Consider the following 25,670-nt stretch of genomic DNA (forward strand, 5'->3'; position numbering starts at 1 on the left):
GCTCGGGGATCAGGAAGGTCTTGAGTCGTCGACGAACGCGACCGCCCGGGTCCAGCCGGCGCCGGCGCCGGTGATCCGCACGGGGAAGCACGCCACGTGGAACCCGTACGGCGCGGGAAGGGCATCGAGGTTCGCCAACCGTTCGATCTGGCAGTACTCGCGGTCGCGCCCGGCGAAGTGCGCCGGCCAGAGCACCGACCGGTCGCCGCTCTCCCGGTACCGCTGGATGATGTTGGTGAACGGCGCGTCGAGGCTGAACGCGTCGGTACCGATCACCCGCACCCCGAGGTCGAGCAGCAGGTGCACGGCGCCGCCGTCGAGGCCCACGAAGTCGGTGAAGTACCGCCGCGTGCCGACCCACCCGGACGCGCCCGTGTGCAGCAGCACGATCTCGCCGGGTTCCGGGGTGTGTTCGATCCTGGCGAACTCCCGCTTGAGCTCGTCGGACCCGACCGTCCCCGGCTCGCGACCGCTCAGGTCGAGCACGACGCCCGGGGCGTAGAACCAGTCCAGCGGCAGCTCGTCGATGTGCCGGGGTCCGCCCTCGCGGTACGAGGCCCGAGTGCCGTAGTGCGACGGGGCGTCGACGTGCGTACCGGTGTGACTGGTCAGCGTGATCCGGTCGAGCGACAGGAACTCCGCGTCCGGCAGCTCGTCCGGGCTGAAGTCGAGCCCGAAGTGCTCCCGCATCTCCTCGCTCATGTGCACCGCGCCCTGCGCGGGCGTCAGGATCTCGTGTACGACCGGATCCGGCTCGAAGAACGACGCGTCCACGGGTGACGAAAGGTCGATGATCCGCACAGCTCACCCCATTCCGACAGATCGGCAGTTCCTCCATATTGGACGAGCCGACTTGAGACGCGATGGAGCATTGCTGAACGAGCGCGCCAGACCGGACTTCGAGCGCGTCTTGAAGATCGCAAATGATGATAGTTGGCGGTCGATGTATCCGAGAGCGCATTCGAAGCGGGGAAACAAATGGCAGTACGACCGAATTTGTCCGCCGAAACCGGTTCGCTCCGTCAACCGCTGACCTCCCCGGGCGCCGCCCTGCTCACCCTGCTGGCTCCGCACCTCCCGGCGATCCGGAACGTTGCGGGAGAGCACGACCAGGCCGGTTCCTTCCCCGCCGAGGTGTTCGAGGCGCTCCGCAAGGACGGCGTACTCGGCGCCACCGCGCCGACGGAGTTCGGCGGCCTCGGCGTACGGTCGCTGCACGACGTCGCCCTCGCCCTCAAGACGGTCGCCGAGGCGGACGCCTCCACCGCGCTCGCCCTGCACATGCAGCTCAGCCGGGGCCTGACGCTCGGATACGAGTGGCAGCACGGCAGCCCGGCCGCGCGCTCGCTGGCCGGCCGGCTGCTCCGTCTCATGGGCTCCGGCGAGGCGGTCGTCTGCACCACCGTCAAGGACGCCCAGCCCGGCCGGACCATCACCCGGCTGACCCCCGCGGCGGCCGGCGAATGGCTGCTGACCGGGCAGAAGATGCTCGCCAGCCTCGCCCCGGTCGCTACCCACTTCGTCATCTCCGCCCGCGCCGAGACGGACGGGCGGCCGGCACGCCAGGCCGCCGCCATGGTCGCCCGCCAGACGCCGGGCCTGACCGTGCTCGACAACTGGGACGGCCTCGGCATGCGCGCCTCGGGCAGCGTCGACGTCGTCCTCGACGGCTGCCGGGTACCGGAGGCGGACATCTTCTTCCGGGGACCGGTCGGCCAGCAGGACGACGCCGCCCTCGCCGGGCAGACCGTCAGCTCGATCACCATGCTCGGGATCTACGTCGGGGTGGCCGGGGCCGCCCGCGACATCACCCTCGAACTGCTCGGTCGCCGCCGCACGCCGCCGCCGGGCGCCGTCCGGACCCTGATCGCGGAGATCGACGCCCAGCTCTTCTCGGTACGGGCCGCGGCCGCCGCCGCGATCGCCGAGGCGGACCGCCTGGCGTACGCCGACGGCGGCGACCCGGCCGAACGGGGTCGGCGGATGATGACCCCCTTCCAGTGCGCGAAGCTCGTCGTCAACCGGCTCACGCCGCAGATCGTGGGCGACTGCCTCACCATCGTCGGCGGCGCCTCCTACACCGCGACGCATCCGCTGGCGCGCCGCTTCCGGGACGCCCGGGCCGGCGCCTTCATGCACCCCTACACCTACGCGGACGCGGTCGACTACCTCAGCTCGCAGGCGCTCGCGACCGGCCGCGACGGCCGGCGCGAAGACGACAGATGACCCCGCCCCTAGCGAAGGGACGTCCGTGGAGGAAACCAAAGCACTCATTCTCGAGGCGGTCGCCAAGTACCACCGGGAGAAGGAGAACGGTGCGAAGTTCGTGCCGGGGGTCACCCCGGTCTGGCCCTCCGGGGCCGTACTCACCGAGGAGGACCGAGTCGCGATCGTGGAGGCGGCCCTCGAACTGCGGATCGCCGCCGGGGTCACCTCCCGTCGTTTCGAGCGTGAGTTCGCCCGCGCGCTGGGCCTGCGCAAGGCCCACCTGACCAACTCGGGATCCTCGGCGAACCTCCTCGCGCTGTCCGCCCTCACCTCGCCGCAGCTGGAGGACCGCCGACTACGACCCGGCGACGAGGTGATCACGGTGGCCGCGGGGTTCCCCACCACGATCAACCCGATCCTGCAGAACGGCATGATCCCGGTCTTCGTCGACGTGGAGCTGGGCACGTACAACACCACGGCCGAGCGGGTCGCCGCGGCGGTCGGGCCGCGGACGCGGGCCATCATGATCGCTCATGCGCTCGGGAACCCGTACGAGGTCGAGGAGATCGCCCGGCTCGCGGAGGAGCGGGAGCTCTTCCTGATCGAGGACAACTGCGACGCCGTCGGCTCCACCTACCGCGGCCGACTCACCGGCACCTTCGGCGACCTGACCACGGTGAGCTTCTATCCGGCGCACCACATCACCACCGGCGAGGGCGGCTGTGTGCTCACCAACAACCTGGCCCTCGCCCGCATCGTCGAGTCGATGCGGGACTGGGGGCGGGACTGCTGGTGCGAGCCGGGCGAGAGCGACACCTGCCAGAAGCGGTTCTCGTACCGGCTCGGCGAGCTGCCCGCCCGGTTCGACCACAAATACACGTTCTCCCACGTCGGATACAACCTCAAGAGCACCGACATCCAGGCCGCGCTGGGCCTGAGCCAGTTGGGTCGACTGCCGGAGTTCGGTGCCGCGCGGCGCCGCAACTGGCAACACCTGCGCGCCGGCCTGGCGGACGTGCCCGGCCTGCTGCTCCCCTCGGCCACTCCGGAGAGCGACCCGAGCTGGTTCGGCTTCGCGCTGACGCTGCTACCGCAGGCCCGCGTCGAGCGGTACGAGCTGCTGCGGTACCTCGAAGGCCGCGGGATCGGCACCCGGCTGCTCTTCGCCGGCAACATCACGCGGCACCCGGGCTACCTCGACCGTCCCCACCGGATCGCCGGCCCGTTGACCAACAGCGACATCGTCACCGAACGGACCTTCTGGCTCGGCGTCTACCCGGGGCTGACCACAGAGATGGTCGACTACGTCGCGCGCTCGATCCGCGAGTTCATGACGGCCAGGTGCTGAACCAGTTCCGCCGGCCGGCGCGAGCCGGCCGGCGTTCTCTTGTGACCGCGCACATCAGGAGGACGGAGGAGTCCGATGCGGGTCTTGTTCACCGTGTCCTCGTGGCCGACGCACTACTCGGCGATGGTGCCGTACGGCTGGGCGCTACAGGCCCTCGGCCACGAGGTGCAGGTACTCTGCGCGCCTTCCCAGGTCGATTCCGTGGGCGCCACGGGGCTCGTGCCGGTACCGCTGCTCGACGGCATGAGCGTGGTGCTGGGCAACCGCCTGCAGTACTACCGCAGCGCGGTCGACGGTACCTGGCCGTACCCGTGGTTGCCGTTGCACCCGGTGACCGGGGTGCAGCTGCACCGACTGGGCGATTTCGACCTGACGGACTACCGCCGCCGGGTCGAGCCGGAGCTGGCCGCCCGCGCCGGCCGGAGCTTCGACGCGGCGGTCGAGTTCGTCCGCTGGTGGCGGCCGGACCTGGTGCTGCACGACCCGGTGAGCCTGGAGGGGCTGCTGGCGGCCCGGGTCAACCGGCTGCCCTCGGCGCTCTGCCTCTGGGGGCTGACCGGTACCCGGGAGGCACCGGAGGCCGCCGTCGTCCCCGAGGACTTCAGCGGCTCGTTCCCCCGGTACGGGTTGCACCCGGACCCGGTGGCGCTCGTCGAGCACGTGGTGGACCCCTGTCCGGTCTCCGCCGCGCCGCCGACCTCGGCGGTCCGGCTGCCGGTGCGCTACGTACCGTACAACGGGTCCGCGCCCGCGCCGCCGTGGCTGGCGGAGCCGCCGGACCGGCCCCGCGTCTGCGTGACCTGGTCGACGGCGCTGTCGACGATGTCCGGGCCGAACTCGTACGTGCTGCCCCGGCTGGTCCGGGCCCTGCTCGACCTCGACGTCGAGGTCGTGGTGGCGGCCACGGTGCAGGACGCGGCGGCGCTCGGCGAGGTGGCCGGTCCCGTGCGGGTCATGCCCCGGCTGCCGCTGCGCCTGGTGGCGCCGACGTGCGCCGCGGTGATCCACCACGGCGGCGCCGGAAGCACCATGACGTCGCTCTGGTCCGGCGTGCCGCAACTGGCGGTGACGTTCGCCGGCGAGCAGGCCGCGGTCGGCGACCGGATCGCCGCCGTCGGCGCCGGCCGGCACCTGCCCGGCCACCTGGCCGACCGGGATGCGATCACAACGGCCGTCGCCGACCTGATCAGGACGGGTTCCTACCGGATGCGGGCCGCCGCACTGCGCGAGGAAATGCTGATTAGGCCGACCCCTGTCGATCTTATTTCCACCCTGGAGAAACTTACCGCAAACGGTTGCGACCCCGCGCGCATCACCGTGGGTAATGGCGGCTTTGGTTGACTTGTAAACGGTTGAGGTCCCCACGTGCTTCCCGAAACAATCCCGAAAACTCGACCCGATTCGCCGGCGCCGCACATCGAGGGGTTTACATAATAAAGATCGACTTGTAGGATCGGCCTGGATGCTTCTGCTCATTCTTGAGCGACCGGGGGAAGTCGTGACGAATGCGAGGTTCGCTGCTCCGCGCACAGCTGTCTCACATCTCAAGAAATCCGTCGCCAAAGCGCCCACCGAACGGGGGAATGAATGGAAATCGGCGTTCTCGGCCCACTGTTCGTATCCGTCAGGAATTCCGACAGCACTCCGAGCGCACCAAAACTGCGGAACGTCCTCGCAGTCCTGCTGGTACACGCCGGCCAGGTCGTTCCCGTCGGCTCGTTGGTGCGAGAGCTCTGGGACGACAATCCTCCGGTGAGTGGACGCACCACTCTCCAGACCTACATCCTGAATCTGCGGAAGCTCTTCGCCGCCTCGACCGGCCTCTCCACCGACGAGATATCGCGTACGATAATTGTCACGCATCCGGGCGGGTACAGTTTTCAGGTGGATCAGTTCACGGTCGATCTGCACCGGTACCACAGCCTGGTCTCCGCAGGCCGGGAGGCGCTTTCCCGTGAGGACGACCGGACCGGCGTACGCCAACTGAACGAGGCACTACGGCTGTGGCGCGGACCCGCGCTGGTGGACGTCGCGGTGGGTTCGGTCCTGGAATCGAAGCGCCGGCAACTGGAGGAATCCCGCCTCGTCGTCCTGGAGTACCTGGTCGACGCGGAACTGCGACTCGGAATGCACCGCGAAGTACTGACCGAATTGGCCGCGCTCACCGTCGAGAACCCGCTGCACGAGGGGCTGCACGCACAGTACATGCGCGCGCTGCATCTGAGTGGTCGACGAGCGCAGGCTCTTGAAACCTTTCATCGGCTCCGCAGCAATCTGGTGTCGGAACTCGGGCTGGAGCCCGAGCCCAAGGTGCAGCTTCTGCACCAGTCGATCCTCAACGCCGACGTCGAGTTCGACGCGCACATCCGGATGAACCGGCCGACCGGGGAGATCGTCCGCCGGGCGGCCTGGAGCCGCAGCGCCTGACGCACGGTGACCCGATCGCCGGGCCCGTACCGGTCGGCCCGTACCGCCCAGCCGACCGGGCGGATGTGACAGGCCATGCCGACCGCACCGGGCCCGGGCGACCACGAGGCACCGGGCGATCACGGCGGAGACGCTCCGCCGCACCTACTCGCCAGATGGGATGAGTGATGCGCGTACTCTTCACGACGTTCGCCGCGAAGGTCCACATGTTCACGCAGGTACCGCTGGCGTGGGCATTACAGACCGCCGGGCACGAGGTCTGCGTCGCCAGCCACCCGGACCTCGTCGAATCGATCAGACGTACCGGCCTCACCGCGGTACCGGTCGGCGAGCCGCTCAACCTGGACGCACAGATGAAGCAGGTCGAGGACAACCTGCACGGCGACGAGGCGCCGGCCGAGCCCGACGGGCAGCAGGGCGACGGGCAGCAGGGCGACGAGCCGGACCTGGACATCACCGAGACCCGGCCGGAGAAGTTGACCTGGGACTACCTGCTCGGCACGTTCACGGCCATGACCTCGGTCGTCTTCCAGAACCAGTGCGCCGAGTCGATGACCGACGACCTGGTGTCGTTCGCCCGCTCCTGGGGCCCCGACCTCGTCGTCTGGGACACCATGACCTTCGCCGGCCCGGTGGCCGCCAAGGCGTCCGGCGCCGCGCACGCGCGGCTGCTCTTCGGGCTCGACCACATCGCGCGGATGCGGGCGAGCTTCCTGGACCTGCTGTCCCAGCGGCCCGAGCCGCTGCGCGACGACCCGCTACGGGAGTGGCTGACCTGGACGCTGGCCCGCTACGGCTGCGAGTTCGGCGAGGACGCCGTCGTCGGCCAGTTCACCATCGACCCGACCCCGGCGTGGATGCGCTTCCCGCTGGACCTGCACTACGTGCCCTTCCGCTACGTGCCCTACAACGGCCCGTCGACGTACCCCGACTGGCTGCGGGAGCCGCCGAAGCGCAGGCGCGTCTGCATCAGCCTCGGCCTCTCGCACCGGGAGGTGCAGGGCGGCGACGAGGTCTCGGTCACCGACCTGCTGGAGGCCGTGGCCGACCTCGACGTCGAGGTGGTGGCGACGCTCGACCCGAAGCAGCTCGATGGGGTCAGCGTGCCGGAGAACGTGCGGGCGGTCGACTTCGTGCCCTTGAACGCGCTGCTGCCCACCTGCTCCGCCATGATCAGTCACGGCGGCTCCGGCACCTGCGGTACCGCGTTGGTGCACGGCGTCCCGCAACTGATCGTGCCCGCCAAGATCTGGGACTCGCTCGACAAGGCGGAACGGCTCGCGGACTACGGCGCGGCGCTCTACGTGCGCCACCCGGAACGGCTCACCGTCGAGGAACTGCGGGGCAAGCTGCTCCGGCTCCTCGACGAGCCGTCGTTCCGGCAGCGGGCGCGGCAACTCCGGCGGGAGATCCTCGGTACGCCGGCACCGAACCAGATCGTCCCCGTACTGGAGCGGCTCACCGCCGAACACCGGTCGGCGCGGTGACGGCGGCGGCGGGGCAGCCCGCCGCCGCGCTCGCCCCCGGAACCCGACGGAGCCCTGCCCACCCCTTCGTGGGGGGTCGGCAGGGCTCCGGTGTTCGGCGACCGGGCCGCGGTAGCGGCACCGTCACCCTCGGGGACCCGCACGGTGCTCGGCGGCCAGCCGCTCCAGTACGGGCACGATCTCGTTGAGGCTCGGGGTGCCGACAATCTCGCGGCGCACCCGGGTCGCGTTCGCCGCGAAGGACGGGTCGTCGAGGATCTGCTTGAGCCGGCCGCGCAGCTCGCCGGCGCCGAGGCGGCGCCGGTCCCGGACGTACGTGCCGATGCCCGCCGCCTCCAGCGCGAACGCCTTGTGGATCGTGTCCCAGACCAGGTCGGGCACGATGATCTGGGGTACGCCGTACGCGAGGGCGTTCTGGAACGTGCCGGAGCCGCCGTGGTGGACGATCGCCGAGCAGGTCGGCAGGAGCGCGTGCAGCGGGACGAACTCCACCACCCGCACGTTCTCCGGCACGCTGATCCCATCGAGCTGCTTCGGGTCCAGCGTCGCCACGATTTCCACGTCGAGGTCGGCCACGGACTCCAGCAGGTCGACGAGGGAGGTCCGCTCGCCGCCGTGCCCGCGCTTGGACATGCCGAGGGTGACACACACCCGCCTGCGCTTCGGCGGCTCCTGCAGCCAGTCGGGGTACGTCGACGGGCCGTTGTAGGGCACGTAGCGGAAGGGCACGTAGTGCAGGTCCAGTGGGAAGCGCATCGAGGAGGGGACCTGGTCGATGGTGAACTGGCCGACGACGGCGTCCTCGCCGAACTCGCAGCCGTAGCGGGCCAGCGTCCAGGTCAGCCACTCCCGTAGCGGGTCGTCGCGCAGCGGCTCGGGCCGCTGGGACAGCAGGTCCAGGAAGCTCGCCCGCATCCGTCCGACGAGATCCAGCCCGAAGAGCAGCCGCGCGTGCGCGGCGCCGGACGCCTTGGCGGCCACGGGGCCGGCGAACGTCATGGTGTCCCAGACGACGAGGTCGGGACCCCAGGAGCGGGCGAACGACACCAGGTCGTCCATCATGGGTTCGGGACACTCGTTCTGGAAGACCAGCGCCGTCATGTTCGTGAAGACGCTCAGCACGTAGTCCCAGGTCAACTTCTCCGGCCGGGTCTCCGTCATGTCGAGGCCGGCCGCCGCCTGGGCCTCGGCGGGGTCCTCCTCCCCCTCCAGGTTGTCGTTGACCTCCTGGATCTGCTCGTCCAGGTTGAGCGGCTCACCGACCGGCACCGCCGTGAGTCCGGCGCCCCGGATCGCGTCCGCCAGATCGGGCTGGCTGGCGATGCACACCTCGTGTCCGGCGGTCTGCAGCGCCCACGCCAGCGGCACCTGGGTGTACATGTGTGACTTCGAGGCAAAGGTCGTGAACAGGACCCGCATCACCAATCCCCATCCAGACGAGTAGCACGGCGGCGGCGGTCGACGCATCCGCGACCACGGGCGGTCCGGTGGCCAACGCCAGCATCTCCGCGGCGCCTCGGGCCGAGGTCGAATGCGGCTAGGGGCTGTGTCGAGGAGCTCGGCCGTACCGGAGCGAGAACAGGGCCGGCCGCCGCCCCGGGGCGGCGTGGCAGGGAGCGCCCCCGGCACGCGCCCTAGCGTCGCCGCTCCGCGCCGGAGGTCGGCACGCCCGTGGGCCCCGCCGCCAGTCGCAACCTGGACTCCCTCGGCGCCCTCGGCCGCCGCGACGTCCCGGTCAGGACCTGGCCGAGCATCAGCTCCAGTTCGGCGGCCGTACGCCCGAGCCGCGGCGCGCCGGCGTCGTCGAGAGCGGCACGCTCGCCGGAGAGCGCGGCACCGTACGGGGTCGGCCAGCCGCGCAGCGCGTGCGCGACGGTCCGCAGCGTGGCGAGGGTGGAGTGCGCGCCCTGTTCGCCGTCCGCGATGGCGACGCAGCCGATCGGCCGGCCGTCCAGGAAGGGCTGGTCGGCCTCGGCGAGATCGTTCACGTAGTCCAGGGCGTTCTTCAGCAGCCCGGAGAGCGTGCCGTGGTACGCCGGGGAGAGCAGCACCACGCCGTCGGCCGCGGCCAGCGCGTCGAGGAAACGACGGACCGGCGCGGGGCGTACCGCGGCCGGCCGGTAGCAGGCGAAGTTCAGCTCCGCCCCCGGGAACCACGTCGCCACGGCGCCGCCGGCCGCACAGCGGCGCGCGCACCAGGCCGCGATGCGGTCGGTCCGGGAGGTGGGGCTCAACGAGCCCGAGAGCAGGACGACGTGCCCTGCCCGCGGCCCGTCCGTACCGATGCCGTCGAGCATCGCAGGCAACCCCTTTCGCTCACGCCGGCGTCCGGTGCTCGCGCGCCCGAGCGGGAGCCCAAGGCGACGAGGTCCCGTGGCGGACGCGCCGGTCCGGCGCCGGCTGGCGCGTGTGCCGGAAGGCCGTACCCCCCGGGACAGGCGTTAGCCGCGAGCGTCGCAGGCGGCGGTCGGCGACGGTTCGACGGCCGCTCGACGCGCACGAGCGACCGTCGACACCGCGCCCACCGCTCGGTCCGTCAGCCGGACCGAGCGGTGGGCGGTCAGGCCGGTTGAAGGTCGCGACGTAGGTACTCGCCGGTGTACGAATCCGCTGCGGTGAGCAGCTGCGCGGGCGTGCCCTGGAACATGAGCCGACCGCCGTGGTGCCCGCCCTCGGGCCCCAGATCGATGACCCAGTCGGCGTTCTTGACGACGTCGAGGTTGTGCTCGATCACGATCACCGAGTTGCCTCGGTCGACCAGGCGCTCGAAGATCCGGAGCAGATGGTCGATGTCGGACATGTGCAGGCCGGTGGTCGGCTCGTCCATCACGTACACCGTGCCGCCCTTGTGCAGCTCCGTGGCGAGCTTGATGCGCTGGCACTCGCCGCCGGAGAGCGTGCTCAGCGGCTGGCCGAGCCGGAGGTACTCCAGGCCCACGTCGTGGGTGGCGCGCAGGATCTCCCGCAACTTCTTCTCGGCGAAGAACTCCACGGCGTCGGCGACGGTCATCTCCAGCACATCGCTGATGGAACGCCCGCGTAACGTGTGGCCGAGCACCTCGTCCTTGAACCGCCGGCCGCCGCACAGCTCGCAGACGGTCTTTAGCTCGTCCATGAACGCGAGGTCGGTGTAGATGACGCCGAGCCCCTGGCACTGGGGGCAGGCGCCCTCGGAGTTGAAGCTGAACAGGGACGGGCTGACGTTGTTGGCCCGCGCGAAGAGCTTGCGGATCGGGTCCATCATCCCGGTGTACGTGGCGGGGTTGGACCGCCGGGACGTACCGACGGCCGACTGGTCGATGACGATCGCGTTCGGGTGCTGGGCCACGAAGGCCCCGTTGATCAGGCTGCTCTTGCCCGCGCCGGCCACCCCGGTCACCACGGTGAGGACGCCGGTGGGGATGTCGACCGAGATGTTCTTCAGGTTGTGCAGCGACGCGTTCGAGACGGTCAGTTTCCCGGTGGGCGTCCGGTACGCCTCCTTGAGCGGCACCCGCCTGGCCATGAACCGGCCGGTCAGCGTGTCCGCCCCGGACAGCTCCGACACCGGTCCCTGGTAGACCACCTCGCCGCCGCGTACGCCGGCGCGCGGTCCGATGTCCACCACGTGGTCGGCGATGTTGATGACGTCGCGGTCGTGCTCCACCACCAGCACGGTGTTGCCCTTGTCGCGCAGCTTGACCAGCAGTTCGTTGAGGCGGTGCACGTCGCGGGCGTGCAGTCCCACGCTCGGCTCGTCGAAGATGTAGAGCATCTCGGTGAGGCTGCTGCTCAGATGCCGGACCATCTTGACCCGCTGCGACTCGCCGCCCGAGAGCGAGTTGGTCTCCCGGTCCAGGCTGAGGTAGCCCAGCCCGATGGTGACCAGGTTCCGTACCCGGTCCCGCAGACTCGCCAGGATCGGTGCCGCGCCCGGCTGGTCGAAGCCCTCCAGCACGTCCAGCAGTTCGCTGGCCTCCAGCGCGGAGAGCTGTGCGATGTTGTAGCCCTCGATCTCGCAGGCGAGCGCGGTCTGGTTGAGCCGGGCGCCCTTGCACAGCCCGCAGGTAGCCGTGGTGATGAACCGCTCGAAGATCTCCCGGTTGCGGTCCGCCATCGTACTGGCGTCCTTCTTTACGTAGAGGCGGGTGAACTTGTCGACCAGCCCCTCGTACTTCGCGTTGATGCTGTTTCCCTGCCACTGCACCGCGATCTGGCTTTCGCCGTGCAGCAGGGTACGCCACTCGTCCTCGGTGTAGTCGCACAGCCTTTTGTCGTTGTCGAACAGCCCCGATCCCGTGTACTGCTTCCAGTACCACGACCCGACCGCGAACTCGGGGTGCAGCATGGCGCCCTCGTTGAGGGACTTCGACCGGTCGAGGAAACGGTCCAGGTCGATTGCGGTCATCTTGCCGATACCCTGGCACTCCGGGCACATGCCCTGCGGATCGTTGAAGGAGAACGTGCCGGAGTAGCGCACCTCCGGCTTGCCGGCCCGCGAGAAGAACAGCCGCAGCAACGGGGCGATGTCCGTGCTGGTGCCCACGGTGGAGCGGGAGTTCCCACCGAGTCGCCGCTGGTCGACGATGATCGCCGCGGAGAGGTTCTCGATGCTGTCGACCTCGGGCTGACCGTAGCTGGGCAGGACGGTACGCACGAAGGCGCTGAACGTTTCGTTGAGCTGCCGCTGCGCCTCGGCCGCGACGGTGTCGAAGACCAGTGACGACTTTCCCGATCCGGAGACGCCGGTGAAGACAGTGATCTTCCGCTTCGGAATGGCTACCGATATGTCCTTGAGGTTGTTCTCCCGGGCACCGCTGACGACAATTGCGTTGTCCTGCAAAGCTTCTCCTCTTCGCGATCCCACCATCCGTGGCACGGGCCGACGGACACCGTGACGAGTGAATGCGCACCGACGCCGATCCGGCCGCGCGAACGGCCGCGTCGACAGTTGAATGATCCAATACCGGTGACACCGGTCATTCGTGGTTCAGGGCATACGGCACCCCCTGCCGGCCGTACGGCATGCCCGTCCACCGTACCGCACCGCGCTTGCCCGATCCCGCTCCGCACCGCGGCCGGCGCGCGTACCACTCGAATTTCGCTCAAGGACAAATCGTCCGCGCGGAATTGTCCGCCGGCCGCCGGCGGTCGGCGTGCCGCCGCCCGCCGACCCGGGAGGCCCGGGAGGCCCGGGAGGCCCGGCCGCGTCCGCTCAGTTGGCGGTGCTGAACCACCAGAGCGTTCCGAAGGGGTCGATCACCCCACCCAACCGGCCGTCCTCCTGCTCTTCGACCTCCATCACCGGGGTCGCGCCGGCCGCCACCGCGCGGGCGAACGTCTCACCGGCGTCGGGGACGTTGACCCACATCTGGATCGTGGCGGGATCCTGCCCCGGCCGGTACGGCGGTTGGCACTGCTCACCCTGGGCCGAGGAGTCGCCGAAAAAGACCGGGCTGTCCCCGATCCACGCCTCGGCGTGCAGGACGAGTTCCGAGTCCTCCGAGACGTGGTTGACGTTACGGATCTCCGCGTCGAAGGTACGCCGGGTGAAATCCATGAACGCCGTCGCGCTGTGCACCATGACGTAGGGGGTCACCGACCGCTGGCGGGACATCTGCACCATATCGTCCTCCCGTCCGACCCTCCTGGCGGGTCAGCGGACACTGTCGCAGATCCGGTGGGCCCGCGCGGCTGAAACCACAATTTTCCCGCGCGGACGCCGCTTCGCCCAGTGTCGCCGCGGGAGCCCGTGGTGGGCACGGCGACCCGGTCCCGCCGGCGGCGGCGGTCCAGCGAAGCTCCACGGCTTCTCGAGCAGCGCTCCCGAGCATCGGAAGCCAGGGCCGGCTCGGATGGCGCGGTCCGTCGCACGTTGAAGATCAACAAGCGAGGAGCGTCGGGTGACGATACTGGTGACCGGAGCGACCGGAAGTGTGGGCCGTCAGGTGGTCGGGCAGCTGGTGGCCGCGGGGGAAGAGGTACGGGCGCTGTCGCGCAGCCCGGAGACGGCCGGGCTGCCCGCCGGCGTACCGGTGTTCCAGGGCGACCTGGAGCGCCCCGAGACGCTGGCCGCCGCGTTCGAGGGCGTGGACCGCCTCTACCTGTTTCCCGTACCCCGGACGGCGCACGACGTCGTCGCCATGGCCAGGAAGGCCGGGGTACGCCGCATCGTCGTGCTCTCTTCCGACTCGATGAACACCCGGCTGGAGACCAACAGGGAAAGCGTCGAGGACCACGGGGCGGTCGAACGCGCGGTGGCGGAGGCCGATGTGGAATGGACCTTCCTGCGGCCGTTCGCGTTCGCCGGGAACGCCCTGTTCTGGGCGCACTCCATCCGCACCGAGAACGTCGTACGGGCCGCGTACCCCCTCGCCGCGCAGGCGCTCGTGCACGAGGCCGACATCGCCGCCGTGGCGACGACCGCGCTGCTCGAGGACGGGCACGACGGAGCCGCGTACCGGCTGACCGGCCCCGAGTCGCTCACCCAGATCGAGCAGGTACGCATCCTGGGCGAGGCGATCGGCCGCGAGATCCGCTTCGAGGAGCTGACCCACGAGCAGAAGCTCGCGGAGCTGACGCAGTTCATCCCGGCGGGAGACGCCGAAATGATCCTCGGCTACTTCGCCGTCGCGGTACACACCCCCGACGTCGTGCTGCCGACGGTCGAGGAAGTCACCGGGCGCCCCGCGCGGAGCTTCGCGCAGTGGGCCGCCGACCACAGGTCCGACTTCCGCTAGGCGCCCGGCGAGATGTACGGGAGCGAACTCGCGGAGATATTCGACCAGATCTACGCCGCCCGCGGGAAGGACTACCGAACCGAGGCGGAGGAGATCGCCGGCCGCGTCCGGTCGCACCTGCCCGGGGCCGCCAGCCTGCTCGACGTCGCCTGCGGCACCGGCGCCCACCTGAGCGCCTTCGCCGAAATCTTCGACCGGGTGGAGGGGCTGGAGCTCTCGGAGCCGATGATCGAGACGGCCCGACGGCGGCTGCCGGGCGTACGGATCCGCGCCGGGGACATGCGCGACCTCGACCTCGGTACGCGCTTCGACGCCATCACCTGCCTCACCGGCTCGATCGGCTACCTCACCACCACCGAGGAGCTCGACGCCGCGCTGCTCCGCTTCGCCCGGCACCTCAACCCCGGCGGGGTGGTCGCCATCGACCCGTGGTGGTTCCTGGAGACCTTCCGCCCCGGCTACGTCTCGGGCGACGTGGTCACCGTCGCCGGGCGCACCATCGCCCGGGTCTCCCACTCGGCGCTGGAGGGGAACGCCTCGCGGATGCACGTGCACTACGTGGTGGCCGAGGCCGCGGCCGGTGCCCGGCACTTCATGGAGGACCACCTCATCACCCTGTTCACCCGCAAGGAGTACGAGGCCGCGTTCACCCGGGCGGGCCTCGCGGTCTCGTACGTCGAAGGGGTCCAGTCGGGCCGCGGCCTGTTCCTGGGGGTACTGACCGGAGCCGACCCGGCGGCCGGCGCTGTGACGAGGGAGGACACGTGACGGACAGCGATGTGGACGTCGTCGTGGTGGGGGCCGGACTCGGCGGCCTGACGACCACGATGTTCCTGGCGCAGCAGGACGTACGGGTCCTCCTGGTGGAACGGCATCCCGGTACCTCCCTGCATCCGAAGGCGGCCGGGCAGAACCCGCGGACGATGGAGCTGCTGCGGATCGGTGGCATCGCCGACGAGGTGCGGCACACCAGCGACATCCGCGGGCAGCAGGGTGACTTCACCATCCGCGTGGCCGAGAGCATCGGCGGCAAGGTGCTGCACACCTTCGCGGAGAGCCTCGACGAACTGGTGGGCGCCACCGCCGCGGCCACCCCGATGCCCTGGGCGCTGGTCGCGCAGGACCGGATGGAGCCGATCCTGCTGGCCAACGCCAGCAAGCACGGCGCCCAGGTGCGGTACGGCACCGAGCTTGTCGACTTCGCCCAGGACGACGGCGGCGTGACGGTACGCCTGCGCGACCGCGAGACCGCCGCGGAGCGTACGGTCCGGGCGACGTACCTGGTCGCGGCGGACGGTCCGCACAGCGGCGTACGGCAGCGGCTGGGCATCGAGCGGTACGGGCACGGCACGCTGGCCCGGTTCGTCGGGGTCATCTTCGAGGCGGATCTCACCTCGGTCCTGCCGCCGGGCTCGACCGGCTGGTACTACCTGCGGAATCCGCACTTCACCGGCAACTTCGGTCCGACCGACCGGCCGAACCGGCACACCTTCTTCGTCGAGTACTCGCCGGAGCGCGGCGATCGGGCCGAGGACTTCACCCCGCGGCGCTATGTCGAACTGATCCGGCTCGCGGTGAACCAGCCCGACCTGGAGCCCGAACTGCTCGACATCCAGGAGTGGGAGATGGCCGCGCACATCGCCCACCGGTGGCGGGACGGCCGCGTCTTCCTGGTCGGCGACGCCGCCAAGGTCACCCCGCCGACCGGCGGGCTCGGCGGCAACGCCGCGATCGGCGACGGCTTCGACCTCGCCTGGAAGCTCGCGGCCGTGATCGGGGGCGAGGCGGGTGTCGGGCTGCTCGACAGCTACGAGCCGGAGCGCAAGTTCGCCGCCGAGCTCGTGGTCGGCGAGGCCCTGCACGTCTACGCGGCCAGGATGGCGCCGCACCTGCTCGACCAGGTGCCGCCCGGCGTCGGCTACGGCGAGACGATTCTCGGCTACCGCTGCCGCTCGGGCGCGGTCGTGCTCGACGACGATCCCGCGCTGGTCGAGGACCCGCTGCACCCCAGCGGGCGGCCGGGCTTCCGCGCCCCGCACCAGTGGCTGACCCGCGACGGGGAGCGGATCTCCACAGTCCATCTCTTCGGTGCGGGGTGGGTCCTGCTGGCCGGTGCCGAGGGCGCCGAGTGGTGCGACGCGGCCCGGCGGGCGGCCGACGAACTGGGGGTCCGGCTGGTCGCGTACCGGCTGGGCGACGAACTGCTCGACCCGGCCGGCACGCTCCCCGAGCTCTACGGCCTCGGAGCCGCCGGCGCCAGCCTGGTCCGACCGGACGGCGTGGTGGCCTGGCGCACGGACGCCGCCGGCGCGGGTCGGGCCGGCCGGGTGCTGCGGGACGTGCTCGGGCGGGTGTTGTCGCGCTGACCGTGGCCCCGCGTGCCGCCGCCGGCCGGCGGCGGCACGCGGATGGCGGGCCGGCCGCGACCGCGGCTCAGCCGTCCCGCGCGGCGCGCGGCCCGGAGCCGGACCGGCCGGGGCGGTCGTCCCGCCCCGGCCGGTCCGGCTCCGGCGTACCGGTCGATCAACGCGGGGGCGTGCGGTGGCCCGCGGCCAGTCGCTCCAGTACCGGCACCACGTCGTTCGGGCTCGGGCTGGCCAGCATCTCCTGGCGTAGCCGCTGCGCGCCGGCCCGGTACGACGGGTCCTCCAGCACGGTGACCAGCTTCTCCCGCAGGCCGGCGGCGGTCAGCTGGAAGGAGGGTATGTGCACCCCGGCGCCGAGCGCCTCCAGCCGCCGGGCGCGGTAGATCGCGTCCCACATCCAGCCCAGGGCCACCTGCGGCACGCCGTAGACGGCGGCGGTGGCCCAGGTGCCGGCGCCGCCGTGGTTGACGATCGCCGAGCAGGTCGGCAGCAGCGCGTGCAGCGTCACGTGGTCCACGATCCGGATGTTCTCCGGTACGTGACCGGCCTGCGCCCGCTCGGCCGCGCTGAGCATCGCCACCAGTTCGACGTCGAGGTCACCGACCGCGGCGAACACCTCGTCGATCGCCACCGCGTTCGGGAACTCCGTCTTGCGTACGGTCTCCCCCAGAGTCAGGCACACCCGTGGTCGGGTCGGCTCGGCGCGGAGCCAGTCGGGCACGACGGCGGCGCCCGGCCCGTTGTACGGCACGTACCGCATGGCGATGGTCGGTTGCCCCAGCGGCAGGGCGACGCTGGCCGGCATCTGGTCGACGGTCCACTGGCCGGTGACGATCTCCTCGTCGAACTTGAGGTCGAACCGGTCCAGGGTCCAGGTGAGCCACTCCTCCAGGGTGTCCTCGTACTGCTCCGCCGGCGCCTGGGCCAACCGCTTGCGGAACACCTGCCGTACGCCGAGGAACGTGTCCGGGAACGAGAGCAGCCGGGCGTGGGCGGCGCCGCTGGCCCGGGCGGCGATGGCGCCGGCGAACGTGAACGGTTCCCAGATGACCAGGTCCGGCCGCCAGTACCGGGCGAAGTCCACCAGTTCGTCGACCATCGTGTCGTTGTTGAGCTGGGCGTAGAAGGTGGCGGTCAGCAGCGTGTTCGACGAGCGCAGGAACCGCAGGTCGAGCAGGTGCGGCCGGTGCTCCAGGAAGTCCGGGTCGGCATGCTGGGCGTACATGGCCGGGCCGGCCTGGCGTACCACGTGGTCGAGGTCGTGGTCGGTGCCGACCGGCACCGCGGTGAGTCCCGCCCGGGTGATGCTCTCGGTCAGCGCCGGTTGGCTGGCCACCCGCACCTCGTGCCCGGCGGTACGCAGCGCCCACGCCAACGGTACGGAGCCGTTGAAGTGGGCGTCCATCGCGAACGAGGTCATCAGGATCCGCACGGCCGGACCCTCCCCTCGGAGCTGGGTCGCTGGGCGCGCATCGCTCACGCCACCGCAGCGGGGAACCGCAGCAGGCCCTGGACCACGGGCGAGCGCATCCGCCGCAGGACCCCGTCCCGCTGGCGCACGGCCGGCATCCGCGCCGCCAGGGTCCGGAGCCCGGTGGCGGCCACCTCGGTTACGAACGGCGCGACGAAGCCGGCGTACAGGCCGCCGGCGAGCGTCAGCGGGGCGCTCTTCATGTCCCGGGTGATGTCGAAGCGGTCCGGATCGGGGTAGACGGCGGGATCGCGGTTGGCCGCCTCGACCAGGACCACCACCTGGCTGTCGGCGGGGATCGACGTACCGGCCAGCTCCAGTTCCTCGCGGGCGATCCGGTTGTGCAGCCGGATCGGCGGGGCGTACCGCAGCGTCTCCGCCACCGCGCCGGCCGCCAACTCCGGGTCGTCGCGCAGCAGCGCCCACTGGTCCGGGCGGGCCAGCAACTCCGACATCCCGTTGCAGACCAGGTTCGCGGTCACGTCGATTCCGACCACGCTGAGCAGCGTGGCGACGGACAGCAGCTCGTTCGGGCCGGGATCCATCGGGCCGGACTCCCGCCAGAGCGTGCTGACGAGGTCGTCCCCGGTACCGCCCACCCGCTCCTGTACCGCCTCCGCCAGGAGCTGGCGCAGCTGCTCCACGGACGCGGCCATCGCCCGCGCGGTGGGCAGTTGGGGCGGGCAGAGCCCGGCGTCGAGGGCGATCCCGAGCCCGGACGTGAGGCGCGCGAACTCCTCGCGCCGCTCGGCCGGCAGGGCGAGCAGCTCGGCGACGGTGTCGACCACGGCCTTGCGTACCACGTCGCTCCAGAGGTCGAACTCCCCGTCGACCCCGTCGAGCGCGCGCGCGAAGGCCCGCTCGGCGCGGGACCGGAGCCCGCCGATCGCCCTGTCGCCCAGCACCGGTACGGAGAGCCGGGTCAACCGCTCGTACTCGAAGCGCTCCAGATTGAGGCAGGCGGCGTCGAGCGGCAGGACGTGACAGAGCTTCGGCTCGCTCCACACGTCCTGGAAGACGTGCTGCTGCTGGTCGCCGTCGACGCCGGCGTGCCGCAGCTCCAGCCTCGGGTCGGCCAGGATCTCGGCGCCGAGTCCGTGGCTGGCCGTCACCCAGGCGCCGGCCTCGCTGCGGTACAGCTCGCCGCTGTCGCGCACCTGCGAGCCGAGTGCCACCGGATCGTCGCTCTCCGAGCGGAGGATCAACGCGTAGGGGTCGCCCTGCGCGCCGAAGATGAAATGGAACCCGCGGATCGTCAGCAGATGACGACCCAGCTCGCTGTCCGTGGGCTCTGTTGACATAACCCCATCCTTGAGAGAAGAAGGGCACCCGCGTACGGCGGTCGCGCCGACGTCGAACGGATGCGCGGCACAGCACCGGATGCGACCCGCGATCGTCGCCCGGGGTCGTGCAGTGGACGCTAGTGAGGCCTGCTACAGGGGCTCTCGACTCCGGCTACACCGCCTCGGGTGGCGCGTGGGATGCCCGCTCGCGGCGGCCGAAATACCCCTGCGACGCGCTCCCCGGGCCGTCGGCCTCAACGAAGTACGACCGGTTCTCGAACGGCCTTTGACAGCCTCGGGCACAACCCGAGCGCGAGGAGAGCCACATGACGATTCTGGTGACCGGAGCGACCGGACAGGTGGGACGGCTGGTCACCGACCAGCTGGTACGCGGCGGCGAGAAGGTACGTGCGCTCGTTCCCGACTGGGACGACCACCGTGCCGTGCTGCCGAGCGGGGTCCAGGTGTGCCCCGGCGACCTGACCGCACCGGAGACGCTGCGGGAGGCGCTGGCCGGCGTCGACCGGCTCTACCTCTTCCCGATCGCCGCCACCGCCCCCGAGGTCGCGGCCCTGGCGAGGCAGGCGGGGGTACGGCACGTCGTGGTGCTCTCCGCCGCGATGGTCACGGACGGGGTGGACACCTCGTACCACGTGGCCGTCGAGCGCGCGGTCGAGGCCGCGGGGCTGAGCTGGACCCACGTGCGGCCGAGCGACTTCGCGCTGAACACGGTCGACCTCTGGGCGGAGTCGATCCGGACCGAGGCGACGGTCCGGGTGGCCTACCCGGACGTGCCCGCGGTGCCGGTGCACGAGGCCGACATCGCGTCGGTGGCCGTGGCGGCGCTGCTCGACGAGCGGCACGCGGGCCGGGCGTACACCGTCACCGGGCCCACGGCGGTCAGCCAGCGCGAGCAGGCCCGGCAGATCGGCCTCGCGCTCGGCCGCGACATCCGGGTGGAGGAGCTCACCCCGGAGCAGGCCCGCGCCGACATGGTGCGCCGCTACATACCGGAGGAGAACGCCGACCACATCCTGAACTACCTGGCCAGATGGGCCGTGCGACCGCCGACCCCGCTGCCCACCGTACGCGAGGTCACCGGCCGGGCGGGCCGCGACTTCGCGCGGTGGGCCCGCGACCACGTCGCCGACTTCCGTTGACCCGAGAGTAGATCACCTTTCGACTATTCCAATGGCGCCCTGTCGCACCGCTCGCCGACATCATGCGACACCATTCAATGACAACACCGTTGACAGCATTTCTGGACGGATGTCAAGCCGGGAATCGCATTAGTTTTATGTGCGTCAAGGATGCACGAGGGTGTACGGTAACCCCTGCAGCGCGCCCCCGGGCCCGACTGCTTGCTCCGTGCTGGGCAGATCTGACCGCACCTCGCACCGTGAATCGAGTTCTGGGAGTCGTGCATGGAGAAACAGTCCGAGTTCGTGATCGAGACCTCAGAATTGGTGAAGAGATTCGAAAAGAACACGGCGGTTGACGGCCTGAACATGACGGTGCCCAGAGGCATCGTCTATGGCTTCCTCGGGCCGAACGGGGCCGGGAAGACGACCACCATCCAAATGGTCTCGACGCTGTTGCGCCCCGACAGCGGCACCGCACTGGTCTTCGGCCACGACGTCGTCCGCGAGGCCGACGCGGTACGCCGCCGACTCAGCCTCACCGGGCAGTTCGCGGCGGTGGCGGACGGTCTCACCGGCCGCGAGAACCTGGTGCTGGTCGCGCGCCTGCTGGGCTTCTCCTTCGCCGGGGCGCGCAACCGGGCGGGCGAACTGCTGGAGGCGTTCGGCCTGACCGAGGCCGCCGACCGGTTGGCGAAGACCTACTCCGGCGGCATGCGACGGCGCCTGGACATCGCGGCGAGCATGGTGGTCACCCCCGACCTGGTGATCCTCGACGAGCCGACCACCGGTCTCGACCCGCGCAGCCGCAACCAGGTCTGGGACATCGTGCGCGGGCTGGTCGCCGCGGAGACCACGGTGCTGCTGACCACGCAGTACCTGGACGAGGCGGACCAGCTCGCCGACCGGATAGCCGTGATCGACAATGGAAAGATCATTGCCGAGGGCACCCCCGGCGAGCTGAAGGCGTCGGTGGGATCGGGCGCGGTCTCCGTACGGCTACTCGACGCCGCCCACCGGGAGCAGGCGCAACGGGTGCTCCACGAGGCGCTGGGGGTTCCGGTGCGCCTGGAATCCGATCCGGTGGCGCTCTCGGCGCGGGTCTCGGATTCCGAGCGGGTGGCCCACGGCCTGGCCGAACTCGTTCGCTCCGGTGTCCCGGTCGCCGACTTCTCACTCGGCCAGCCGAGCCTGGACGAGGTGTTTCTCGCGCTCACCGGCCACCGCACGGCGGCCGCCGAGAAGGAGGAGAAGTCCAAGGTCAGCGAGGAGGTAGCGGCATGACCACCGCACCGGCCACTTCGGTCCCGGACCAGTCCGCCCCCCAGACGTCACCGCACGCGGCGCTGCTGCTGCGTACCCGGCCCGCGAGGCCGGGCCCGTTCTCCGCGGTGCTCACCCACTTCTGGCGGGTCACCCGGTCCTTCAAGCACCACCCGGCGCAGCTGCTCGACGTGATCCTGATGCCGTTGATCTTCCTGCTCATGTTCACGTACCTCTTCGGCGGGGCGTTCGCCGGCTCGACCCGCGAGTACCTGCAGTACTTCCTCCCCGGCGTACTGGTGCAGACCGTCACCCTGATGACCGTCTACACCGGGACCGCGCTCAGCATGGACATCACCAAGGGGATCTTCGACCGGTTCCGGACGCTGCCGTTCTGGCAGCCGGCCACCATCGTCGGAAACCTGCTCGGCGACGTGGTCCGTTACGTGATCGCGCTGACCATCACCATCGGTGTCGGAATCCTCATGGGCTTCCGTCCGGACAGCTTCCCGGCCACGCTGCTGGCGGTCGCGCTGCTGATTTTGTTCGCGTTCAGCGTGAGTTGGATGTTCGCGGCGCTCGGAATCGTGGCGAAGGCGCCCGAGTCGGTGAGCTCCACCAGCATGGTCGTGATATTCCCGCTCGTCTTCACGAGCAACATCTTCGTGGACCCGTCGACAATGCCGGGTTGGATGCAGGCAATCGTGAGCGTCAATCCGATCAGTCACGCCACGACCGCGACCCGCGGTCTGATGCACGGTACCGCCACCAGTGGTGAACTCGCCCTCGTACTGATCACCTCGGGCGCGATCATCGCGGTCTTCGCACCGCTGACCATGTGGCTGTACGCCCGGCGGGTCCAGCGCTGACCCGCGACGGCGGGCGCCGGACCCCTCGCCCGGGGCCCGGCGCCCGCCGGATCACCGGGCCGGCTCGACGCCCAGCTCGTGCCGGAAGACGTGGCGGGGATCCCAGCGCGCCTTGACCTCGCGCAGCCGGGGGTAGTTGGACCCGTAGTAGAGCGTGTGCCAGGCGACCCCGGAGGTGTTCCACCGAGGATCGGCGAGGTCGACGTCGGGATAGTTGACGAACGAGCCGGCGTTGGCGTCGCCGGGCACCGGCACCCCGCCGGTGTCGGCGTACACGTCGCGGTACAGCTCGCGTACCCAGGTCAGCTGCGCGTCGTCCTGCTCCGGATCCGCCCAGTTCGCCTCGTAGTACGCGGTCATCAGCGCGTCGCGGTGCGGCATCGCGGTCGCGCCGGCCGGTACCGTGTTCACCTTCCCGCCGCCGGTGGTCAGGTAGACCGCCGCACCGCCGAACTCGTCCGGCCCGGTGAGGTAGCGGTGGACGGTGCTGATCTGCCGGTCCGACCACGGCCGGCGCAGGAACCCCGCCTTGGTCTTGAAGCGGAACCCGCCCGGTCCCATGTACGCCGAGAGGACCGACTTGAGCCACGGCGTCGAGTACTGGTCCGTGACGTGTGGCGCGTCCACTCCGGCGGCGATCGCGGCAAGGTGGTCACCGAGCAGCCGTTCCGCGCCCGCAAGGCCGCCGTCCACCTGCGCCTCCACCCGGATCTCCCCGGCGGCACGGTGGAACAGGTACATCCCGCTGTAGAGCGCGGTCGGCAGGGCCCCCGAGACGCCGATCGATCCGAAGTTGCGTACCAGCCGTCCGAACGCGGCCTCCGTCAGGTCGCTCCACTGCCAGCTGATCGAACCCTTCCGCAGGGTCGCCGGCGGCACCGGCAGCAGCCCCGTCGGTGCGCTCCCCCGGGTCTGCGGGGAGCGCAGCCAGTAGCGGGTCACCACGCCGAAGTTGCCCCCGCCCCCGCCGGTGTGCGCCCACCAGAGGTCGTGGCCGGGGTCCGCCGGGTCCCGGGTCGCCACCACCGCCCGGGCCCGTCCCGCGGCATCGACCACCACCACCTCGACCGCGTACAGATGGTCGACGACCAGGCCGTGCTGGCGCGAGAGCGCCCCGATCCCACCCCCCGCGACGTGGCCGCCGGCGCCGACCTCCGGACAGCCGCCACCGGGCACGGTCACGCCCCACCCCAGGTACAGAGTGCGGTAGAGCTGTCCGAGCGTCACGCCCGCCTCGACCGCGAACGCCCGGTGCGCCGGGTCGTAGTACACCCCCTTCATCTCCGACACGTCGATGACGACCTGCACGGCGGGGTCGTCGACGAAGCCCTCGAAGCAGTGCCCGCCGCTACGGACCGCGATCCGCTTACCGGCCCGTACCGCCTCGTCGACCACCCTGACGACCTGCTCGGTCGACCCGACGACCCGTACCGACTCCGGGCGCCCGACGAACCGCCCGTTGAACGACCGGGTGGTCAGCTCCTGGTAGCGGGGGTCCTGCGGCCCGACGGTCACCGGCCCGAGGTCGGCGCCGCGCCCGGAGCGCCCCCCGCCCCGCGCCGGATCGGGTACGCCGGCGGTGACGACGGCCGCGGTCAGCCCGGCGGCGGCGGACGCTCTCAGCACACCTCGCCGCGATATCTCGGTCATGGAATGTCCAGCCTTTCTGCTTGGGCGAACGGGGGATTCCGCCCGGCCACGGGCGGCGGAGCGGATGTCCGGCCGGCGACGTCCCTCGCCTGCCCCGGCGACCGGGGACCCGGCCGGCTGCGGCGGCTCGGCGGCGGGCCCGCCGGCACGGACGGCCCGCCGGTCCTGAACCCGGAGCCGGTCGGCTACGCCGCCGGTTTCGCCCCGTAGCTGAGGCGGCGCAGCAGCGACTCGGCCGGGCCACGGGAGTCGAGCCGGCGCAGCAGCTCGGCGACCAGGACCGTGCCCAGCCAGACGCCGAAGCCCACGACGGCGGAGGCGGCCACGCCGATCCGGCTACCGAGATCGACCGTGTACGGGGCGAACAGGACGATCCACGCGACCGACTGGAGCAGGTAGCAGCTGAGCGACCGCTGGCCGCAGGCCGCGACCGCGGTGACCACGGGCCCCCGCGCGGTTCCGATCCGCCAGGCGACCAACGCGACGAGGGCCGCGTAGCCGAACCCGCCCGCGTAGCCGGACGCCGTGTGCAGGATGCCCACGGCGATGGCCGGGCCGGGCGCCGGGTCCGCCCAGACCCCCGAGGTGACCAGGGCCAGCGGCAGCCCGCCCAGCACGGTCACGGCGATGCCGACCAGCGCGGTCCGCCGCAGCAGGACCAGGTGGCGTTCCGGCTCCTCCAGTACGCGCCGGCGGGCCGCCCAGACCCCGACCAGGAAGGGGCAGACCGAGGTGACCACGAAGAGGGGGGTGCCGACCGGCCAGGTGGCGATCCGGTAGAGCGCGTCCTGCACCGGGTCGTCCAACATGAACAACGCGGAGCTGTTCTCCGGACCGGGGCCGGCCGCCGCGGCGAAGAGCATCACGCCGTACGTGACCGAGCCGAGAACGAACCAGACGGCGCTGTGCCGGAGGATCCTCCGGTCACTCGCCCGCAGCAGACCGACGAAGACCAGTGCGATGATCCCGTACGTGCCGAGGATGTCGCCGGAGAAGAGCAGCAACAGGTGCAGAAGCCCGAAGACCAGCAGCCAGCGCCCGCGCCGGCGCAGCAGCCGCCGGGTCTTCGGCCAGTCCCAGCCGGACGCCTCCTGCCGCAGGGCGATCTGGGTGAGGCCGTAGCCGAAGAGGGCGGAGAACATCGGGTAGCTGCGGCCGTCGGCGAAGACGGTGAGCAGGGCCGCCACGACGGCGTCGACCCCGGCCCCGTCCGGCGGATAGCCGCGCAGCACCGAGGCGCTGCCGGCCAGGAACATGTGCGCGTGCACGAGGGCGACGATCAGCAGCATCGTCCCCCTGGCGAGGTCGGGAGCCAGGTACCGCTGCCGGGTCGCCGCCGGCTGGGCAGGTCCCGCCGCGGCGGGACGCCGCACGGTCTCACTCATTTCCACCCCGTCCTGTCTCTGCCGGCCGGAGCCGTGGCGATGACCAGATCCGTGC

At 70.9% G+C, this 25,670-nt stretch carries 20 protein-coding genes; 11 read left to right on the plus strand and 9 right to left on the minus strand.

Annotated features, from left to right (window positions below; all coding sequences use genetic code 11):
* Positions 1–9: 9 nt before the first annotated feature.
* A complete protein-coding gene (locus AB0J86_RS03335; protein ID WP_363851787.1) occupies positions 10–801 on the minus strand; it encodes a cyclase family protein in 792 nt (263 codons plus the stop codon).
* Between the two features lie 177 nt (positions 802–978).
* Between AB0J86_RS03335 and AB0J86_RS03340 the strand changes: the two genes are divergently transcribed.
* From AB0J86_RS03340 to AB0J86_RS03360, 5 genes are all read left to right on the plus strand, one after another.
* Positions 979–2,226, plus strand: a complete 1,248-nt coding sequence (locus tag AB0J86_RS03340; protein ID WP_363851790.1) for an acyl-CoA dehydrogenase family protein — start codon at positions 979–981, stop codon at positions 2,224–2,226.
* Positions 2,227–2,251: 25 nt separating this feature from the next.
* Positions 2,252–3,556, plus strand: coding sequence for a lipopolysaccharide biosynthesis protein RfbH (gene rfbH, locus AB0J86_RS03345; RefSeq protein ID WP_363851793.1), 1,305 nt, complete (start codon positions 2,252–2,254; stop codon positions 3,554–3,556).
* 75 nt (positions 3,557–3,631) lie between these two features.
* A complete protein-coding gene (locus AB0J86_RS03350) occupies positions 3,632–4,897 on the plus strand; it encodes a nucleotide disphospho-sugar-binding domain-containing protein (protein ID WP_363851796.1) in 1,266 nt (421 codons plus the stop codon).
* A gap of 246 nt (positions 4,898–5,143) precedes the next feature.
* Positions 5,144–5,983, plus strand: coding sequence for an AfsR/SARP family transcriptional regulator (locus tag AB0J86_RS03355; RefSeq protein WP_363851799.1), 840 nt, complete (start codon positions 5,144–5,146; stop codon positions 5,981–5,983).
* A 167-nt stretch (positions 5,984–6,150) separates the two neighbouring features.
* Positions 6,151–7,470, plus strand: a complete 1,320-nt coding sequence (locus AB0J86_RS03360) for an activator-dependent family glycosyltransferase (protein ID WP_363851802.1) — start codon at positions 6,151–6,153, stop codon at positions 7,468–7,470.
* 123 nt (positions 7,471–7,593) lie between these two features.
* On the opposite strand, the gene AB0J86_RS03365 is transcribed toward AB0J86_RS03360, so the two are convergent.
* The 4 genes from AB0J86_RS03365 to AB0J86_RS03380 all read right to left on the minus strand — a co-directional run bounded on the left by AB0J86_RS03365 (position 7,594) and on the right by AB0J86_RS03380 (position 13,075).
* Positions 7,594–8,889 carry an activator-dependent family glycosyltransferase gene (locus tag AB0J86_RS03365; RefSeq protein WP_363851804.1) on the minus strand — a complete coding sequence of 432 codons (1,296 nt, stop codon included), beginning with the start codon at positions 8,887–8,889 and terminating at the stop codon, positions 7,594–7,596.
* 215 nt (positions 8,890–9,104) lie between these two features.
* On the minus strand, positions 9,105–9,767 hold the full coding sequence (locus AB0J86_RS03370; protein ID WP_363851807.1) for an NADPH-dependent FMN reductase: 663 nt from the start codon (positions 9,765–9,767) through the stop codon (positions 9,105–9,107).
* A gap of 263 nt (positions 9,768–10,030) precedes the next feature.
* Positions 10,031–12,292, minus strand: a complete 2,262-nt coding sequence (locus AB0J86_RS03375) for an excinuclease ABC subunit UvrA (RefSeq protein WP_363851809.1) — start codon at positions 12,290–12,292, stop codon at positions 10,031–10,033.
* Positions 12,293–12,664: 372 nt separating this feature from the next.
* Positions 12,665–13,075 carry a VOC family protein gene (locus AB0J86_RS03380; RefSeq protein WP_363851811.1) on the minus strand — a complete coding sequence of 137 codons (411 nt, stop codon included), beginning with the start codon at positions 13,073–13,075 and terminating at the stop codon, positions 12,665–12,667.
* Between the two features lie 277 nt (positions 13,076–13,352).
* Here AB0J86_RS03380 and AB0J86_RS03385 point away from each other — a divergent pair, with 277 nt between their 5' ends.
* From AB0J86_RS03385 to rdmE, 3 genes are read left to right on the plus strand one after another with little or no spacing between them, the layout of a single operon-like run.
* Complete coding sequence (locus AB0J86_RS03385; protein ID WP_363851814.1) at positions 13,353–14,189, plus strand: NAD(P)H-binding protein; 837 nt, start codon at positions 13,353–13,355, stop codon at positions 14,187–14,189.
* A gap of 12 nt (positions 14,190–14,201) precedes the next feature.
* Positions 14,202–14,957, plus strand: coding sequence for a class I SAM-dependent methyltransferase (locus tag AB0J86_RS03390; protein ID WP_363851817.1), 756 nt, complete (start codon positions 14,202–14,204; stop codon positions 14,955–14,957).
* Positions 14,954–16,555 (plus strand): aklavinone 12-hydroxylase RdmE, encoded by a 1,602-nt coding sequence (rdmE, locus tag AB0J86_RS03395; RefSeq protein WP_363851820.1) that lies wholly within the window; start codon positions 14,954–14,956, stop codon positions 16,553–16,555. Before AB0J86_RS03390 ends, rdmE begins: the two co-directional genes overlap by 4 nt.
* A 157-nt stretch (positions 16,556–16,712) precedes the next feature.
* Here the strand turns inward: rdmE and AB0J86_RS03400 are convergent, their stop codons facing one another.
* Positions 16,713–17,987 carry an activator-dependent family glycosyltransferase gene (locus AB0J86_RS03400; protein WP_363851823.1) on the minus strand — a complete coding sequence of 425 codons (1,275 nt, stop codon included), beginning with the start codon at positions 17,985–17,987 and terminating at the stop codon, positions 16,713–16,715.
* Between the two features lie 44 nt (positions 17,988–18,031).
* Positions 18,032–19,327 (minus strand): P450-derived glycosyltransferase activator, encoded by a 1,296-nt coding sequence (locus tag AB0J86_RS03405; RefSeq protein ID WP_363851826.1) that lies wholly within the window; start codon positions 19,325–19,327, stop codon positions 18,032–18,034.
* 308 nt (positions 19,328–19,635) lie between these two features.
* Here AB0J86_RS03405 and AB0J86_RS03410 point away from each other — a divergent pair, with 308 nt between their 5' ends.
* From AB0J86_RS03410 to AB0J86_RS03420, 3 genes are all read left to right on the plus strand, one after another.
* Positions 19,636–20,469, plus strand: coding sequence for an NAD(P)H-binding protein (locus tag AB0J86_RS03410; protein ID WP_363851829.1), 834 nt, complete (start codon positions 19,636–19,638; stop codon positions 20,467–20,469).
* A 264-nt stretch (positions 20,470–20,733) separates the two neighbouring features.
* Positions 20,734–21,732 carry an ATP-binding cassette domain-containing protein gene (locus tag AB0J86_RS03415; protein ID WP_363851831.1) on the plus strand — a complete coding sequence of 333 codons (999 nt, stop codon included), beginning with the start codon at positions 20,734–20,736 and terminating at the stop codon, positions 21,730–21,732.
* Entirely contained in the window at positions 21,729–22,580 is an 852-nt protein-coding gene (locus AB0J86_RS03420; protein ID WP_363851833.1) for an ABC transporter permease, read from the plus strand. The genes AB0J86_RS03415 and AB0J86_RS03420 overlap by 4 nt, the downstream gene beginning before the upstream one ends.
* Before the next feature lie 51 nt (positions 22,581–22,631).
* Here the strand turns inward: AB0J86_RS03420 and AB0J86_RS03425 are convergent, their stop codons facing one another.
* On the minus strand, positions 22,632–24,206 hold the full coding sequence (locus AB0J86_RS03425; RefSeq protein WP_363851836.1) for an FAD-binding protein: 1,575 nt from the start codon (positions 24,204–24,206) through the stop codon (positions 22,632–22,634).
* 209 nt (positions 24,207–24,415) lie between these two features.
* Positions 24,416–25,615 (minus strand): DUF418 domain-containing protein, encoded by a 1,200-nt coding sequence (locus AB0J86_RS03430; protein ID WP_363851839.1) that lies wholly within the window; start codon positions 25,613–25,615, stop codon positions 24,416–24,418.
* Positions 25,616–25,670 lie beyond the last annotated feature (55 nt).

Source organism: Micromonospora sp. NPDC049559, assembly GCF_040676675.1.
In the GTDB taxonomy this organism is placed as follows: domain Bacteria; phylum Actinomycetota; class Actinomycetes; order Mycobacteriales; family Micromonosporaceae; genus JBFAPK01.

Excerpts from the sequence above, each read along its gene's own strand:
- AB0J86_RS03365 (WP_363851804.1), bottom strand. The coding sequence starts at position 8,889 with ATGCGGGTCCTGTTCACGACCTTTGCCTCGAAGTCACACATGTACACC.
- AB0J86_RS03370 (WP_363851807.1), bottom strand. The coding sequence starts at position 9,767 with ATGCTCGACGGCATCGGTACGGACGGGCCGCGGGCAGGGCACGTCGTC.
- AB0J86_RS03350 (WP_363851796.1), top strand. The coding sequence starts at position 3,632 with ATGCGGGTCTTGTTCACCGTGTCCTCGTGGCCGACGCACTACTCGGCG.
- AB0J86_RS03390 (WP_363851817.1), top strand. The coding sequence starts at position 14,202 with ATGTACGGGAGCGAACTCGCGGAGATATTCGACCAGATCTACGCCGCC.
- AB0J86_RS03380 (WP_363851811.1), bottom strand. The coding sequence starts at position 13,075 with ATGGTGCAGATGTCCCGCCAGCGGTCGGTGACCCCCTACGTCATGGTG.
- AB0J86_RS03355 (WP_363851799.1), top strand. The coding sequence starts at position 5,144 with ATGGAAATCGGCGTTCTCGGCCCACTGTTCGTATCCGTCAGGAATTCC.
- AB0J86_RS03415 (WP_363851831.1), top strand. The coding sequence starts at position 20,734 with ATGGAGAAACAGTCCGAGTTCGTGATCGAGACCTCAGAATTGGTGAAG.
- AB0J86_RS03420 (WP_363851833.1), top strand. The coding sequence starts at position 21,729 with ATGACCACCGCACCGGCCACTTCGGTCCCGGACCAGTCCGCCCCCCAG.
- AB0J86_RS03340 (WP_363851790.1), top strand. The coding sequence starts at position 979 with ATGGCAGTACGACCGAATTTGTCCGCCGAAACCGGTTCGCTCCGTCAA.
- AB0J86_RS03360 (WP_363851802.1), top strand. The coding sequence starts at position 6,151 with ATGCGCGTACTCTTCACGACGTTCGCCGCGAAGGTCCACATGTTCACG.
- AB0J86_RS03430 (WP_363851839.1), bottom strand. The coding sequence starts at position 25,615 with ATGAGTGAGACCGTGCGGCGTCCCGCCGCGGCGGGACCTGCCCAGCCG.
- AB0J86_RS03405 (WP_363851826.1), bottom strand. The coding sequence starts at position 19,327 with ATGTCAACAGAGCCCACGGACAGCGAGCTGGGTCGTCATCTGCTGACG.
- AB0J86_RS03410 (WP_363851829.1), top strand. The coding sequence starts at position 19,636 with ATGACGATTCTGGTGACCGGAGCGACCGGACAGGTGGGACGGCTGGTC.